We start from the raw sequence: 14,144 nt of genomic DNA, 5'->3' as shown, positions 1-14,144 counted from the left end.
ACCCATCGGCGGCGGCCCCGCCGCCAACGGGGACAACAAAAGGATTCAGGCTACGGCTTTGCGCTCATGCGACGGCGGGATGTTGAGGGCTTCTCGATACTTGGCGACCGTTCTGCGTGCGACTTGAATTCCTTCCTTCAGCAACAGATCGGCCAGCGTGGAGTCCGATAGCGGCCTCGCGGGATCCTCACCACCGACCATGCGCTTGATCATGGCCTGAATGGCGGTTGCAGAGCAGACACCTCCTTGAGTGGTTTGAACGTGGCTTGAGAAGAAATACTTGAGCTCGTACAGGCCGCGCGGAGTCAGCATGTACTTGTTGGCGGTGGCGCGCGACACGGTGGATTCGTGAATGCCGAGCTGCTCGGCCACGTCACGCAGCACCAGCGGCCGCATGGCTTCTTCACCGTATTCGAGAAAGGCACGTTGTTCTTCCACTATGCATTGGGACACGCGAAGAATCGTCTCGTTCCGCGATTCGAGGCTGTTGATGAAATAGCGCGCTTCCTGCAGGTGATTCTTGAGCGTGAGCTGATCGCGCGACTGGTCCGCGCGCTTGATGAAGCTCTGGTAGTGCGAGTTGATCCGCAGGCGCGGCATGTGCTCCGGGTTCAGCGAAACGCGCCAGCGACCGCTCTTCTTGGCGACGATGACGTCGGGACGCAGATAGTCCGACTCGTGAGCCTGGAACGGACGGCCGGGATGCGGCTGCAGGTTGCGGATCAGCGCAGCCGCGGTGCGGATCACGTTGATGTCGAGCCCGGTCGCACGACGCAGGCCGTTTTCGTCCCGACGTGCAAGCAGCAGCAGATGGCCATCGGTGATCTTGAGTGCCGCCGCGATGCCGGGTGTGGTCGGGTCGAGCTGCTGCAGCTGCAGGCGCAGACACTCGGCCAGATCGCGCGCCGCGATGCCGGGCGGATCGAAATCCTGGATCTGGCGCAGCACCGCCTCGACACGCTCGGGAGTGACACTGTACTCGTGCTCCAGCCGAACGCAGAGGCCCGGCCAGTCTTCGAGATAGCCGTCCTCGTTGATCGCATCGATCAGGTGCGCGGCGATTTCGGCATCGACCGCATCGACCGACATCAGCTGCGCCTGGGAGATCAGGTGCTCCTGCAAGGTGGCGCTTCCGCGCAGGTTGGCCTGCAGATATTCCTGCAGCCCCTCGTCGTCGGACGAGCCGCTGCCGCTCGGAGCGTAATCGTCGAAAACGTCCTGCCAGTCGGCGTCGACCGGCATGTCCTCGGGGATCGATTCGCTGGCGGTGACCTCGGTGATTTCGCCGCTGTCGGATTCGGAGGCCGAGGCGGCTTCGTCGACCGGCTCGCTGGCGTCCCATTCGGAGGTCTCAGCGTCCATTTCGAGCATGACGTTGGAATCCAGCGCCTGCTGGATTTCCATCTGCAGATCGAGGCTAGACAGCTGCAAAAGACGGATCGCCTGCTGCAGGGCAGGCGTCATCGTCAGGGCCATGCCGGCCCGCAATGAAAGCGACTGCTTCATGCTAGGCCGTTCCTGAGTTGAAACTGTTTTGAGAGCAAGGTTTGCGTTTCATACGACTCAAGATATACGCCGGTACAAACCTTGCATCAAGTGGGCTAGACGACGGTCGACCCGATGTGCATACTGCGGCATTGATCAGCCGCCCAGACATCCGACTTTCGTCGCGATATGCCGTGCAAATAACGGCTTAGAGCCTGAACTGCTCGCCCAGGTAGACCTTCCTGACGGTCTCGTTCTGCAGTAATTCCTGCGGTGCCCCCTCTGCGATGACCGTGCCTTCCGCAAGGATATAGGCGCGGCTGCAGATGCCCAGGGTCTCGCGCACGTTGTGATCGGTGATCAGCACGCCGATGCCGCGGCTCTTGAGATGCGCGACGATGCTTTGAATGTCCCCCACCGCGATCGGATCGACGCCCGCGAACGGCTCGTCGAGCAGGATGAAGCGCGGATTGGCGGCCAGGGCGCGCGCAATCTCCACACGACGGCGCTCGCCGCCCGACAAGGCCTGCCCTTCGCTGGCCCGGATGTGCGCGATGTGCAATTCGCCGAGCAGGCGCTCGAGCTCCTCGCCGCGCTGGGCACGGTTCAGCTCGCTGCGCGTTTCGAGGATCGCGAGGATGTTGTCCTGTACCGACAGCTTGCGGAACACCGAAGCTTCCTGCGGCAGGTAACCGATGCCGAGCCGCGCACGCGCGTGCATGGGTAGCCGCGTGATGTCCTGGCCATCGAGCTCGATGACGCCGCCATCGGCCGGCACCAGACCAACGACCATATAGAACGAAGTGGTCTTGCCGGCCCCGTTCGGGCCGAGCAGGCCGACCGTCTCACCGGCCTGCACTTGCAGGGAGACGTCGCGCACCACGGTTCGCTTCTTGTAACGCTTGACCAGGCCGCGTGCGGAAAGAATCGAGCTCATGGTGCGGTCGGCTTGGTGTCGGGCTTGGTGGAAGGCGCAGCGCCGCCGCGAGGCTGGGGCTGGATGATGATCTTCACCGGCCCGCCGCTGCCGCCGTCGGCCTGGATACGGCGCTGATTGACGTTGTAGTGAATCGTTTCGCTGGTGAGCTCGTCTTCGCCGCGCGTGACGCGGGCGTTGCCGGTGACATCGATCAACCCGGCCTTGGTGTCGTAAACCAGCGTCTTGCCGCGCGCGGTCACCGGCGGCTCGGGCTTTTCGGTCGATCCGGGCGCCGCGTCGTGGCGCAGGTTGGCCGGATTGCCGAACACCTTGGCGCGGTACTGGCCCTCGCCGAGCTGCTCGAGTTCGAGCTTGTCGCCTTCGATCTTGAGCGTGTCGGAAACCAGCTTGACGTCACCCGAATAGACCATGAGCCCGTTCTGGGCCCAGTCGACGTTCTTGGCGGTGATCGTTACCGGGCCGGTCGGGCGCAGGCGCTCGGCGGTCTCATTGGATTTCTTCTCGGCCTTGGGCTTTGCCGCCGGTTCAGTCGACTTGTCCGCCGGCTTGGCGGGCGACGCCTGAGCCAACGCCGTGGCCGGCGCGCCGAGCATCAGCGCGACCAGCAGCCCGGCTACGATGCGCGCCTCGGCGCGGTCCTTAACGGGATTGGGGTTTGGGCACATATTCCATCCTGACATCGCCAAGCAATTGCACGGTCTGCTTCTCCCAATCGGCCTGCAGTCCCTTGGACTTGCCTTTGCGGCTCGTACTTTCGAACTGCACGCCCTCGTTGGTCTGCAGCTGCCGCTTGTCCGGATCGACCCAGAGCTGGGCCATCTGCAAGGTCACCGGCTCGCCGTCGGGCCAGGCGCCCTCGACATTGACCGGGCCGTGCATCGAAATGCGGCGCTCGTGCGGCGGCGCTTCGCCATTCGGCGACGTCAGATTCCACGGCGTCTTGCTGATGCCGAGCACGTTGACCTTGAGCTGCTCGTAGCGTGCCGATTCGTCGTCGTAATAGTCGGCACTTTCGGCGGTGGCGGTGAAATCGCGCTGACCCTGCTGGTTGAGTCGTGTCCATTCCACGCCCTTGAGGCTGTAGCGCGGCACCTTGTCTCCTTCGGCCTCGGGCGGCGCCTCGGGTTCCATCGCGGGCGAGCCGAACAGCAGCCAGGCTGCGACCATCAACGGCAGGGCGAGCCAGATCAGCGCCGACTTGAGCCGGTTCATGCGTCGATCCCCTGGGCTTCGAGGATCAGATCCGCGGCCTCGCGAATCGCGCCGTCGCCACCGCGATACCGGCTGACCCAGTGCGAGGCGGCGATCGCCTTCGGATGCCCATCGGCCACGCACAGCGCAAGACCGACGCGCCGCATCAACGGCAGATCGGGCGTGTCATCGCCCATGTGGGCGCACTGCTCGTCGGTCAGGCCAAGGCTGGCGATGATCTCGCGATACGCCGGCAGCTTGTCCTCGGTCGCCAGACGGATATGGCGCAAGCCCAGGTGCTCCAGGCGACGCTGCATGGCCTCCGACGGCCGGCCCGAAATCACCGCCACCTCGATTCCGTTGCGCAGCAGGTTCTTGATACCGAGCCCGTCCTTGACGTTGACGGCCTTGATCTCCATGCCGTCCGGGCCGAGGTAGAGCTTGCAGTCCGTCATCACCCCGTCGATGTCGAGGAACACGCAGCGGATGCGCGCCGCACGCTCGCGCACCTGGTCGAGGCTGAGTCCAGGGTTCTGCATCAGACCACCCCGGCACGCAGCAGGTCGTGCATGTGGATCACGCCCTGCAGGTGCAGCTGATCATCGGTGACCAGCAGCGCGGTGATCTTGTGCTTCTCCATGAGCTGCACGGCCTCGGCCGCGAGCCAGTCCGGGCGCGCGTTCTTGCCGCCGCGCGTCATCACCTGATCGATCGTCGCGCTGCGCAGGTCGATCTGGTCCTCGAGCGAGCGACGCAAGTCGCCGTCGGTGTAGACGCCGACGACGCGATCGTCCGCATCGACGATGGCGGTCATACCCAGCCCCTTCTGCGTCATCTCGAGCAGCGCGGCGGTCAGCGGCGTTCCGGGCGCGACCCTGGGCAGGCGGTCGCCCGTATGCATGAGATCCTGGATGCGCAGCAGCAGGCGACGGCCCAGCGAGCCGCCCGGATGCGACAGCGCGAAATCCTCGGACGTGAACCCGCGCGCTTCGAGCAGCGCGACGGCCAGCGCATCGCCCATCGCGAGCGTGGCGGTGGTCGAGGCGGTCGGCGCGAGGTTGAGCGGGCAGGCTTCCTTGGCGACCGAGACGTCCAGGTGCACGTCGGCGATGCGCGCGAGCGTCGAGGCCGGTTTGCCGGTCATCGCGATCAGCGGTGTGGCCATGCGCTTGATCAGCGGCAGGATCGTCAGCACCTCGGCGGTTTCGCCCGAATAGCTGATCGCGATCACCACGTCCTGCGGAGTGATCATGCCGAGATCGCCATGGCTGGCTTCGCCCGGATGCACGAAGAAGGCCGGCGTCCCGGTGGAGGCCAGCGTCGCCGCGATCTTGCCGCCGATGTGGCCGGACTTGCCCATGCCGGTGACGACGACCCGGCCATGGCAGCCGAGCATCAGCGTGCAGGCTTCGGCGAAATGCGCGTCGACCCGCTCGAGCAGCCCGGCGAAGGCGTCGCGCTCGATCTCGAGCGTGCGCCGGCCGCTGGCCTGCAGCTGTTCGGGTTTCACGGCGTGGGGGTGCTTGGTCATAAGAACGGGAGTTTACTTGAGAGCCTCAGCCCTTGATGCGCGCGAAGGCTTCGAGCGCCCGCGCCCGCGATTCGCCGAGGTCGACCGCGGGCCGCGGATAGTGCTGGCCGAGCGTGAACCCGTGCTGGCGCAGCAGCCCGGCGTCGGCCAGCCACGGCGCGTGCAGGGCCTTGTCGGGCAGCTTGCCGATCTCGGGCACCCAGTGCCGCAGGTAACGGCCTTCCGGGTCGAATTTCTGGCTCTGCGTGACCGGGTTGAAGATGCGGAAATACGGCGCCGCATCGGCCCCGCAGCCGGCTACCCACTGCCAGCCGAGCGTGTTGTTGGCGAGGTCGGCGTCGACCAGCGTGCCCCAGAACCAGCGCTCGCCCTCCTGCCACGGAATCAGCAGGTTCTTGACCAGGTAGCTCGCCACGATCATGCGCACCCGGTTGTGCATCCAGCCGGTGGTCCAGAGCTGGCGCATGCCGGCGTCGACGATCGGCACGCCGGTCTGCCCGCGCTGCCAGCGGCGCAGGTCGTCCGCGTACTCGCGCGGTTTGCGCCAGACGAAGCCGGCGAAGCGCTCGTTCATCGGCGCCTCGGGCGTCTTCGGAAAATGGTGGAGCACATGGTGCGCGAATTCGCGCCAGTAGAGCTCGCGCTCGTAGACCTCGGCCCCGCCGTGCAGGCCGGCCCGGCTCTCGCTCGCGAGCTCGCGCTGCACCCGGGCCAGCGCTTGCACCGGCGTGATCTCGCCGAAATGCAGGTGCGGAGACAGCAGCGAAGTCAGCACCTGGTCGGGCCGGTCGCGGCCGGCCGCGTAGCCGTCGAGCGCCTTGCGGCAGAAACGGTCGAGGCGCGCGTGCGCGCCGTCCTCGCCGGGCGTCCAGGCTTCGACGAGGCCGCCGTCCCAGACGATCGTGGGCAGCAGCTTGAGCGAGGCCAGATCGTCGCTCGCGATTTTCTTCGCCGGCATCGGGATGCGCCTGGGCGCCGGAATCGGCTGCCGAGGCAGGCCGAGCGCCCTGGCCGAGCGCGAGAAGGGGGTGTAGACCCGATACGGCCCGCCCGAGCCGGTCTTGAGCGCCCAGGGCTCGACGAGCAGGTTCGCGGCGAAGGCCTGGGCCTCGACGCCGTCTTCGATCAAAGCCTCGCCGACGCGGCGATCCGACTTCACCCAGGCCGGTTCGTAGCGCCGGTTCCAGAACACCCCTTCGGCCCCGGTTTCCCCAACCAGCCTGCGCAGCTGCGCCAGCGGGTCGCCCTGCCGGATCACCAGCTGCGCGCCGGACTCGCGCAGCTGCGCATCGAGCGCGGCGAGCGAGTGATGCAGCCACCAGCGGCTCGCGGCACCGGGCGTCCAGGCGCCTTCGAGCGCCTCGGGCGGCAGGATGTAGACCGGCACGACGCGCTCGGCATGACCGAGCGCATGCGCGAGCGCCGGGTTGTCGGCCAGGCGGAGGTCGCGGCGAAACCACACCAGAGCAGTCTTCATTCGGAGTCGGTCGTCTCGAGGGAGCGCAGTCGATTACGGTAACGGGTGGGTCTCGGTTGCGACGTGCGAAGCTAGCAACGCGCAGCTGAACCGCCTCGATGTTTCCGCCTCCCGCTCCCGTTTCCCGGCCCCGTCCGCAGGCCGTGCGTATAATTTCGCCCCTTATGACCACTCCCTCCCCGAACGCCATCGACATCGTCGGCGTTCGCAAATCCTATGGCCGGCTCGAAGCGCTCAAGGGCGTCGAGTTTTCGATCGCGCGCGGCGAGTTCTTCGGCTTGCTGGGCCCCAACGGGGCCGGCAAATCCACGCTGATCAACACCATCGCGGGCCTCGTCGCACCCGACGCCGGCCATATCGCGGTGCTTGGCCACGACACCGTCAAGGACTTCCGCGCCGCCCGGCGCAAGCTCGGCGTGGTGCCGCAGGAACTCGTGTTCGACCCGTTCTTCAAGGTCGTCGACATGCTGCGCATCCAGGCCGGCTATTACGGCTCGGGCAGGGAAGTCTGGCCGTGGATCGACGAGATGCTCGAACGCCTCGATCTCTCATCGAAGCGCAATTCGCCGATGCGCGCGCTGTCGGGTGGCATGAAGCGCCGTGTGCTGATCGCCCAAGCCCTCGTGCACAAGCCGCCCGTGGTGATCCTCGACGAGCCCACGGCCGGCGTCGACGTGGAGCTGCGGCGCACGCTCTGGAGCTTCATGTCCGACCTGCACCGCCAGGGCCAGACCGTCGTTCTGACCACGCATTACCTCGAAGAAGCGCAGGAGATGTGCTCGCGCATCGCGATTCTCGACAAGGGCGAGATCAAGGCGCTCGAATCGACGCGCCAGCTGCTCAAGCGCCATCCGTTCCGCTTCCTGCGCATCAAGCTCGCCGGCGACGCGCAGCTGCCCGACGCCCTGCGTCCCCTGGTATCGAGCGAGAGCGACGGCGTGATCGAACTCAAGCTCGACACCTCGCAGCACCCGATCGGCGGCGTGTTCGACACGCTGCGCAACGCCGGCATCGCGATCGAAGACGTGCATACGCGCGAACCCGACCTCGAAGACATCTTCGTCGAGCTCACCAAGCGGGAGGCGGTGAAATGAGCCCGGATCAATTGGGTTTCTTCACGCTGCTGAAGAAAGAAGTGATGCGCTTCTGGTCGGTGCTCGGCCAGACCGTGACCGCGCCCGTCATCACCGCCCTGCTCTACCTGCTGGTGTTCGCGCAGGCGCTCGAAGGCCGCGCCTCGGCGTACGCGGGCGTCAGCTATACCGAGTTCCTGGTTCCGGGGCTCATCATGATGACGGTGCTGCAGAACTCGTTCGCCAACACGTCGTCGAGCCTCGTGCAGTCGAAAGTCATGGGCAACCTCGTGTTCCTGCAGATGGCGCCGCTCGGCCCGCTCGAATGGTTCGGCGCCTACGTGCTCGCAGCGCTCACACGTGCGGCGCTGGTCGCGGTAGCGATGCTGCTCGTGACCTTGCCGTTCGTGCACCTGCTGCCGCAGCAGCCGCTGGCGATGCTCGCGATCTTCCTGCTGTCGAGCGCGAGCCTCGCGGTGATCGGCCTGATCGCCGGCGTCCTCTCGCAGAAGTTCGATCACATTGCCGCGTTCACCAATTTCTTCATCAACCCGCTGTCGTTCCTGTCGGGCGTGTTCTACTCGGTGCACGCGCTGCCGAAGTTCTGGTATCACGCCTCCCACGCCAACCCGTTCTTCTACATGATCGACGGCTTCCGCTACGGCTTTTTCGGCAAGGCCGACGTCGCCATCTGGCAAAGCCTGGCCTGGACCGGCGGCTTCTTCCTCATTTCATCGGCCATCTGTTTGTGGATGCTGGTGACCGGCTACAAGATGCGGCGCTGAGCCGCCGCGCAGGGATTCTGGATGACCAAACACGATATTCAGCAGCTCATCGAAGCCGGCCTGCCCGGCGCCACCGTTCGCGTCATCAGCGACGACGGCCAGCACTTCGAAGCCGAGGTGATCTATTCGGGCTTCGCAGGCAAGCTGCCGCTCGCACAGCACCGCATGGTCTACGCGACGCTCGGCGATCGCATGGGCCGCGAAATTCACGCGCTACAACTCAAAACCCGAGCCAGCTGATGCTTTCAACGTCTCCCGCCTCCCGCTTCCCGTCTCCCGGCCTCTAAGTGGACAAGTTCATCATCGAAGGCAACGGCCCGCTGCGCGGCGAAATCGTCGCGTCGGGCGCCAAGAACGCGGCGCTGCCGATCCTCTGCGCCGGCCTGCTGTCGGACGAGCCGCTGACCGTCACCAACGTACCCAAGCTCTGGGACATCGGCACCACGCGCAAGCTGCTGACGCAGATGGGCGTGACGATGGAGCAGACCGATTCGCACACCTACGTGATCGACGCCAAGCCGATCACCACCTGCGTGGCGCCGTACGAACTCGTGCGCACGATGCGCGCCTCGATCCTGGTGCTCGGCCCGCTCGTCGCCAAGCGCGGCGAAGCGCACGTGTCGCTGCCGGGCGGCTGCGCGATCGGCGCGCGTCCGGTCGACCTGCACTTGATGGGCCTGGAGGCGATGGGCGCCGAGATCACGCTCGAAGGCGGCTTCATCCACGCCAAGTGCAAGAAGCTGCGCGGCGCGCGCATCGTCTTCGACACGGTGACCGTCACCGGTACCGAAAACCTGATGATGGCGGCGACGCTCGCCGAGGGCGAAACCATCCTCGAGAACGCGGCGCGCGAACCCGAAGTGGTCGACACCGCCAACTGCCTGCGCGCGATGGGCGCCAAGATCAGCGGCGACGGCACCACCACCATCCGCATCCAGGGCGTCGACAAGCTGCACGCCGCCACCCATCGCGTACTGCCCGACCGCATCGAAACCGGCACCTACCTCGTCGCCGCTGCGGTGACGCGCGGACGCGTTCGCGTGACGCAGACCGATCCGTCGATGCTCGATGCGGTACTCGTGAAACTGCAGCAGGCCGGGGCCAAGGTGCAGACCGGCACCGATTTCATCGACATCGACATGCAGGGCAAGCGGCCCGGCGCGGTCAACATCCACACCATGCCGCATCCGGGTTTTCCGACCGACATGCAGGCGCAGATGATGGCGCTCAACTGCGTGGCCGAAGGCGTCGGCACGATCCGCGAAACCATCTTCGAAAACCGCTTCATGCATGCGCAGGAGCTGCTGCGCCTCGGCGCGGACATTCGCATCGAGGGCAATCTCGCGGTCATCACCGGCCGCGAGCGCCTGCAGGCCGCGCCGATCATGGCCACCGACCTGCGCGCCTCGGCTTCGCTGGTGCTCGCGGCGCTCGCGGCCGACGGCGAGACCGTCATCGACCGCATCTACCACATGGATCGCGGCTACGAGGACATCGAGGGCAAGTTCCAGGCGCTCGGGGCCAACATCAAGCGCATCGGCAAGCAGTTCGGGTAGCACGAAACAACGGGAGCGCATCGCCATGCAGGCCAGACTCGCAGTGCTGATCGACGCCGACAATGCGCAGGCCGACCTGATCGAGCCACTGCTCAAGGAGGTGACCAAGTACGGCGTCGCCTCGGTCAAGCGCATCTACGGCGACTGGACCCAGACCCGGCTCGGCGGCTGGAAGAAGAAGCTCGTCGAGCATGCGATCCAGCCGATGCAGCAGTTCGGCTACACCACCGGCAAGAATTCCACCGACAGCGCGCTGATCATTGACGCGATGGATCTGCTGTACACGGAGAAATTCGACGGCTTCTGCCTGGTGTCGTCCGACAGCGATTTCACGCGCCTGGCGACGCGCCTGCGCGAAGCCGGGCTGACCGTCTACGGCTTCGGCGAGAAGAAAACCCCGCGCGCCTTCATCGGCGCCTGCGACAAGTTCATCTATGTCGAGAACCTGCGGCCCGAAGCGGGCGCCAGGCCCAGCGAAAAGAAGCCCGCCCAGGCCGCTGCCGCGCCGGCTGTCGAGCCGACCTCCAAAAAGGCGTCCGGCGCCCGCAAGAGGGCCAAGCCCGCCGTGGACGTGCCGCCTGGCACAGGTGCCGAAATACCCGCGCCCGCGGAACCCGAAAAACCCGCCGAGACCGATCTCGACGAACTGCTTACCGAAGCCGTCGACGCCTGCGCCGACGAGTCCGGCTGGGCGCATCTCGGCAGCCTGGGCCAGTACATCAGCAAACAGCAGCCCGACTTCGACTCGCGCACCTACGGCAAGAAGCGCCTGAGCGACCTCGTCAAGACCCTCGACAGCCTGGTGGTCGAGGCGCGGCCGGGCGCGGATGGAAAATCCACCGCGATCTACGTGCATCGCAAGTAAGCGCGTGAACGCCGCCAAGCCGCGCATCGAGATCGAGTTCTGCATGCAGTGCCGCTGGCTGCTGCGCGCCGGCTGGACCGCGCAGGAGCTGCTGACGACCTTCGCCGACGAGCTCGGCGAAGTCGCCCTGAGGCCCGGCAGCGGCGGCGTGTTTCGCGTTTCGGTGGACGGCGACACCGTCCACGACCGCAAGCGCGACGGCGGTTTCATCGAGCTGCCGGAGCTCAAGCAGCGCATCCGCGATCGCATCGCGCCCGAGCGCGATCTGGGCCACAGCGACCGCAAAAGTTGACGCCCCTTGCCGCGCGGCCTTTTTATAACCGAATACGATTACGGTATTTGAAGATATTCCTTTTGCATTGGGTGATCAGCGCCTAGATTGGCTGCTCTCAGGGCTCGTCCGAGCCTTCTTCGAGGCGTCCAACGCCAGGAGCACCTCATGTCGTTTCATGCAGCGCGCGCCCCGCTGGCAGGAATTTCCGCCCCGGAGCCTTCCGTGTCGGCCCGTGACGAAGACCGGTTCGAGGCACTCGAGCTGCCGCATGGCGGCGGGCTGGCCCCCACCAGTGCCTGGGCGCTCGTCCGCAGCGGCCAGGTCACGCTCGTCGACGTGCGCACGAGCGAAGAGCGCAAGTTCGTCGGCCATGTCCCGGACAGCGTGCACGTTCCGTGGGCGACCGGCACCGCGCTCACGCGCAACCCGCGCTTTGCGCGCGAACTCGAAGCCAAGCTCGGCGGCAAGGATAGGCCCACGCTGCTGATCTGCCGCAGCGGCAAGCGGTCGGCGCAGGCCGTCGAAGCCGCGATCAAGGCCGGCTTCAGCCGCATCGCCAACGTGCTCGAGGGCTTCGAAGGCGATCTCGATGCGCAGCAGCAGCGCGGCCATGACAACGGATGGCGTTTCCATGGCTTGCCATGGAAACAGGATTAGTGGTCATGGCTTGCCGTGTGTAAAACAAGATTGAATGAGTCACGGCTTGCCGTGGTGCATGACTAAAGCAACGGAATCGATCGCCACGTGAGCCTTCCCGACTCCAACCCGGAATCCGAGCCCGTCCCGCATTGGGACCTGACCGCAATCGTCCAGGACCTCAAGGCCGCACGCGAGCAATGGCGGCACCGTCGCCATCGTGATCGCGACAAGGGCGACCGCGAGTTCCCGTCGCCCGATCGCGTGCGCGACCTGCTGGGCTTGCTGCGCGGCGCGCTGTTCCCGCTGCGCCTCGGGCCGACGGATTTGCAGCGCGGCGGCGAAGACTTCTACGTCGGTCATGCGCTCGACCGCGCCTTGACCGGGCTCGTCGAGGAAGCACGGCTGGAGCTCGCGAGCCACGCCACCGCGGACGAGGCGCGCAGGCTCGCGCAAGCACGCATCAGCGCGTTCGCGCACAGCCTGCCGGAGCTGCGCGCGCTGCTCGACACCGACGTCGAAGCCGCGTTCCAGGGCGATCCGGCCGCGCGCAGCGTCGACGAAGTACTGCTCTGCTATCCGGGCGTGCATGCGCTGATCCATCACCGCCTCGCGCATCGGCTTTATCAGCTCGGCCTGCCGCTGATCGCGCGCATCATCGCCGAGCTCGCGCATTCGGAAACCGGCATCGACATTCATCCGGGCGCTCGCATCGGCCGCTATTGCTTCATCGACCACGGTACCGGCGTGGTCATCGGCGAGACCGCCGAGATCGGCAATCACGTGCGGCTCTACCAGGCCGTCACGCTCGGCGCCAAGCGCTTCGAAGTCGGCGAAGACGGCTCGCTCGCCAAGGGCCAGCCGCGCCATCCGGTGGTCGAAGACGATGTCGTCATCTACGCCGGCGCGACCGTGCTCGGGCGCATCGTCATCGGCAGGGGGTCGAGCATCGGCGGCAATGTCTGGCTCACGCGCTCGGTGCCGCCCAACAGCCAGATCACGCAGGCCCAGTCGCAGCACGCCAATCGCGGTCCGACCGACGGCCACTCCGCATGAAACCCGTGCATCAGCGGCTGGGGCCCATCGTGCGCGAGGCCCGTATCGCACAAGGCTGGTCACAGGAAAGGCTCGCCGAAACCGCGGGCCTCGATCGCAGCTACGTCGGTGAAATCGAGCGCGGTCGCGTGAGCCCCACGCTGCTGACGCTCGAAAAGCTCGCCACCGCCTTGCGGCTCTCGCCATCGGAACTGATCGGCCGCTGCGAGCTGCGCAGCCCGCCCGACCCCACGCAGAATTCCGGCTTACCGCTTGCGGGCGATAGTCCGTAGACCATCGGCTTAGCACTGCGCATTCTTACCTTATTCCCGCAGTGCCTGATCCATTCAACTTTCCCCGATTGGAGTCGCGATGGTCGATTCAGTCCCGCAGACGCTTGGCGATGCCAGCGCTCGCAAACTCGCCAATACCACCAAGACCCCGGCGCAACTGCCGATCATCACGCCGCGCTGGCTCACCCACCTGTTGCAGTGGACGCCGGTCGAAGCGGGCGTGTATCGCGTCAACCAGGTGCGCAACCCGGCCGACATCCGCACCGCCTGCTCGGTGACCGAGCAGGGCGAGCTGCCGAATTCCTTCGTCGACTACGACCCGCATCCGCCGGAATACGTGCTCAAGCAGGTCGCGACCAAGCTCAACATCGCGACGCGCGTCGCCGACCTGTATTCGAGCCCCTACGACCAGATCAAGGAGCAGCTGCGCCTGATCATCGAAACGATCAAGGAGCGCCAGGAAAGCGAGCTCATCAACAACCCGGAATACGGCCTGCTCGCGCAGGTCGCCGAAGAGCAGCGCGTCTACCCGCTCACCGGCGCGCCGACGCCGGACGACATGGACGAGCTGCTGACCAAGGTCTGGAAGGAGCCGGCGTTCTTCCTCGCGCATCCGCTCGCGATCGCCGCGTTCGGCCGCGAGTGCACGCGCCGCGGCGTTCCGCCGCCGACCGTGAGCCTGTTCGGCTCGCAGTTCATCACCTGGCGCGGCGTGCCGCTGATTCCGTCGAACAAGCTGCCGATCGACGACGGCAAGTCCAAGATCATCCTGCTGCGCGTCGGCGAAAAGCGTCAGGGCGTGGTCGGCCTGTTCCAGCCGGGCCTCGCCGGCGAGCAGACGCCGGGCCTGTCGGTGCGCTTCATGGGCATCGACGATCACGCGGTCGCCTCGTACCTGGTCTCGCTGTACTGCTCGCTCGCGGTGCTCACGCCCGACGCGCTCGCCGTGCTCGAAGACGTCGAGATCGGCAAGTACCACGACTATCCCGATACGTATAAGTGA

At 66.1% G+C, this 14,144-nt stretch carries 17 protein-coding genes; 10 read left to right on the top strand and 7 right to left on the bottom strand.

Features of this window, described 5'->3' with window-relative positions; translation table 11 throughout:
- Nucleotides 1–45 precede the first annotated feature (45 nt).
- From WQQ_RS13060 to WQQ_RS13030, 7 genes are all read right to left on the bottom strand, one after another.
- Nucleotides 46–1,506 (bottom strand): RNA polymerase factor sigma-54, encoded by a 1,461-nt coding sequence (locus WQQ_RS13060; RefSeq protein ID WP_007185670.1) that lies wholly within the window; start codon nucleotides 1,504–1,506, stop codon nucleotides 46–48.
- A 187-nt stretch (nucleotides 1,507–1,693) separates the two neighbouring features.
- Nucleotides 1,694–2,422: an LPS export ABC transporter ATP-binding protein gene (gene lptB / locus WQQ_RS13055; protein WP_007185669.1), complete on the bottom strand. Its 729-nt coding sequence runs from the start codon at nucleotides 2,420–2,422 to the stop codon at nucleotides 1,694–1,696.
- On the bottom strand, nucleotides 2,419–3,090 hold the full coding sequence (lptA, locus tag WQQ_RS13050; protein WP_007185668.1) for a lipopolysaccharide transport periplasmic protein LptA: 672 nt from the start codon (nucleotides 3,088–3,090) through the stop codon (nucleotides 2,419–2,421). Before lptA ends, lptB begins: the two co-directional genes overlap by 4 nt.
- Nucleotides 3,065–3,637, bottom strand: coding sequence for an LPS export ABC transporter periplasmic protein LptC (gene lptC, locus WQQ_RS13045; RefSeq protein WP_007185667.1), 573 nt, complete (start codon nucleotides 3,635–3,637; stop codon nucleotides 3,065–3,067). Before lptC ends, lptA begins: the two co-directional genes overlap by 26 nt.
- Nucleotides 3,634–4,155: a KdsC family phosphatase gene (locus WQQ_RS13040; RefSeq protein ID WP_007185666.1), complete on the bottom strand. Its 522-nt coding sequence runs from the start codon at nucleotides 4,153–4,155 to the stop codon at nucleotides 3,634–3,636. The genes lptC and WQQ_RS13040 overlap by 4 nt, the downstream gene beginning before the upstream one ends.
- The gene (locus tag WQQ_RS13035; RefSeq protein WP_040454119.1) at nucleotides 4,155–5,147 is read right to left on the bottom strand and encodes a KpsF/GutQ family sugar-phosphate isomerase; all 993 of its coding nucleotides are present in this window, start codon (nucleotides 5,145–5,147) and stop codon (nucleotides 4,155–4,157) included. The genes WQQ_RS13040 and WQQ_RS13035 overlap by 1 nt, the downstream gene beginning before the upstream one ends.
- A gap of 25 nt (nucleotides 5,148–5,172) precedes the next feature.
- Nucleotides 5,173–6,624 carry a cryptochrome/photolyase family protein gene (locus WQQ_RS13030; protein ID WP_040454117.1) on the bottom strand — a complete coding sequence of 484 codons (1,452 nt, stop codon included), beginning with the start codon at nucleotides 6,622–6,624 and terminating at the stop codon, nucleotides 5,173–5,175.
- Nucleotides 6,625–6,788: 164 nt separating this feature from the next.
- On the opposite strand from WQQ_RS13030, the gene WQQ_RS13025 reads away from it, so the two are divergent.
- The 10 genes from WQQ_RS13025 to WQQ_RS12980 all read left to right on the top strand — a co-directional run bounded on the left by WQQ_RS13025 (nucleotide 6,789) and on the right by WQQ_RS12980 (nucleotide 14,144).
- On the top strand, nucleotides 6,789–7,718 hold the full coding sequence (locus tag WQQ_RS13025) for an ABC transporter ATP-binding protein (RefSeq protein ID WP_007185663.1): 930 nt from the start codon (nucleotides 6,789–6,791) through the stop codon (nucleotides 7,716–7,718).
- On the top strand, nucleotides 7,715–8,482 hold the full coding sequence (locus WQQ_RS13020; protein WP_040454115.1) for an ABC transporter permease: 768 nt from the start codon (nucleotides 7,715–7,717) through the stop codon (nucleotides 8,480–8,482). The genes WQQ_RS13025 and WQQ_RS13020 overlap by 4 nt, the downstream gene beginning before the upstream one ends.
- Nucleotides 8,483–8,503: 21 nt before the next feature.
- Nucleotides 8,504–8,722: a BolA family protein gene (locus WQQ_RS13015; RefSeq protein WP_007185661.1), complete on the top strand. Its 219-nt coding sequence runs from the start codon at nucleotides 8,504–8,506 to the stop codon at nucleotides 8,720–8,722.
- A 47-nt stretch (nucleotides 8,723–8,769) separates the two neighbouring features.
- Nucleotides 8,770–10,038 (top strand): UDP-N-acetylglucosamine 1-carboxyvinyltransferase, encoded by a 1,269-nt coding sequence (gene murA, locus WQQ_RS13010; RefSeq protein ID WP_007185660.1) that lies wholly within the window; start codon nucleotides 8,770–8,772, stop codon nucleotides 10,036–10,038.
- A 25-nt stretch (nucleotides 10,039–10,063) separates the two neighbouring features.
- Nucleotides 10,064–10,903: an NYN domain-containing protein gene (locus WQQ_RS13005; protein ID WP_007185659.1), complete on the top strand. Its 840-nt coding sequence runs from the start codon at nucleotides 10,064–10,066 to the stop codon at nucleotides 10,901–10,903.
- 4 nt (nucleotides 10,904–10,907) lie between these two features.
- Nucleotides 10,908–11,195, top strand: a complete 288-nt coding sequence (locus WQQ_RS13000) for an Rdx family protein (protein ID WP_007185658.1) — start codon at nucleotides 10,908–10,910, stop codon at nucleotides 11,193–11,195.
- A 147-nt stretch (nucleotides 11,196–11,342) separates the two neighbouring features.
- Nucleotides 11,343–11,834, top strand: coding sequence for a rhodanese-like domain-containing protein (locus WQQ_RS12995; RefSeq protein ID WP_007185657.1), 492 nt, complete (start codon nucleotides 11,343–11,345; stop codon nucleotides 11,832–11,834).
- A gap of 87 nt (nucleotides 11,835–11,921) precedes the next feature.
- On the top strand, nucleotides 11,922–12,869 hold the full coding sequence (epsC, locus tag WQQ_RS12990; RefSeq protein ID WP_007185656.1) for a serine O-acetyltransferase EpsC: 948 nt from the start codon (nucleotides 11,922–11,924) through the stop codon (nucleotides 12,867–12,869).
- Nucleotides 12,866–13,141: a helix-turn-helix domain-containing protein gene (locus WQQ_RS12985; RefSeq protein WP_040454113.1), complete on the top strand. Its 276-nt coding sequence runs from the start codon at nucleotides 12,866–12,868 to the stop codon at nucleotides 13,139–13,141. The genes epsC and WQQ_RS12985 overlap by 4 nt, the downstream gene beginning before the upstream one ends.
- 79 nt (nucleotides 13,142–13,220) lie before the next feature.
- Nucleotides 13,221–14,144, top strand: a complete 924-nt coding sequence (locus WQQ_RS12980) for a family 2A encapsulin nanocompartment shell protein (protein ID WP_007185654.1) — start codon at nucleotides 13,221–13,223, stop codon at nucleotides 14,142–14,144.

Origin of the sequence: Hydrocarboniphaga effusa AP103, assembly GCF_000271305.1 — a bacterium.
Taxonomy (GTDB): domain Bacteria; phylum Pseudomonadota; class Gammaproteobacteria; order Nevskiales; family Nevskiaceae; genus Hydrocarboniphaga; species Hydrocarboniphaga effusa.
Note: the sequence above shows the minus strand (reverse complement) of the source record. Positions and strands in the feature narration are given on the sequence as shown.

Excerpts from the sequence above, each read along its gene's own strand:
- WQQ_RS13015 (WP_007185661.1), top strand. The coding sequence starts at position 8,504 with ATGACCAAACACGATATTCAGCAGCTCATCGAAGCCGGCCTGCCCGGC.
- WQQ_RS12980 (WP_007185654.1), top strand. The coding sequence starts at position 13,221 with ATGGTCGATTCAGTCCCGCAGACGCTTGGCGATGCCAGCGCTCGCAAA.
- WQQ_RS13025 (WP_007185663.1), top strand. The coding sequence starts at position 6,789 with ATGACCACTCCCTCCCCGAACGCCATCGACATCGTCGGCGTTCGCAAA.
- WQQ_RS13035 (WP_040454119.1), bottom strand. The coding sequence starts at position 5,147 with ATGACCAAGCACCCCCACGCCGTGAAACCCGAACAGCTGCAGGCCAGC.
- WQQ_RS13005 (WP_007185659.1), top strand. The coding sequence starts at position 10,064 with ATGCAGGCCAGACTCGCAGTGCTGATCGACGCCGACAATGCGCAGGCC.
- WQQ_RS12995 (WP_007185657.1), top strand. The coding sequence starts at position 11,343 with ATGTCGTTTCATGCAGCGCGCGCCCCGCTGGCAGGAATTTCCGCCCCG.
- WQQ_RS12985 (WP_040454113.1), top strand. The coding sequence starts at position 12,866 with ATGAAACCCGTGCATCAGCGGCTGGGGCCCATCGTGCGCGAGGCCCGT.
- WQQ_RS13030 (WP_040454117.1), bottom strand. The coding sequence starts at position 6,624 with ATGAAGACTGCTCTGGTGTGGTTTCGCCGCGACCTCCGCCTGGCCGAC.
- WQQ_RS13020 (WP_040454115.1), top strand. The coding sequence starts at position 7,715 with ATGAGCCCGGATCAATTGGGTTTCTTCACGCTGCTGAAGAAAGAAGTG.
- lptA (WP_007185668.1), bottom strand. The coding sequence starts at position 3,090 with ATGTGCCCAAACCCCAATCCCGTTAAGGACCGCGCCGAGGCGCGCATC.
- lptC (WP_007185667.1), bottom strand. The coding sequence starts at position 3,637 with ATGAACCGGCTCAAGTCGGCGCTGATCTGGCTCGCCCTGCCGTTGATG.
- WQQ_RS13040 (WP_007185666.1), bottom strand. The coding sequence starts at position 4,155 with ATGCAGAACCCTGGACTCAGCCTCGACCAGGTGCGCGAGCGTGCGGCG.
- WQQ_RS13060 (WP_007185670.1), bottom strand. The coding sequence starts at position 1,506 with ATGAAGCAGTCGCTTTCATTGCGGGCCGGCATGGCCCTGACGATGACG.
- lptB (WP_007185669.1), bottom strand. The coding sequence starts at position 2,422 with ATGAGCTCGATTCTTTCCGCACGCGGCCTGGTCAAGCGTTACAAGAAG.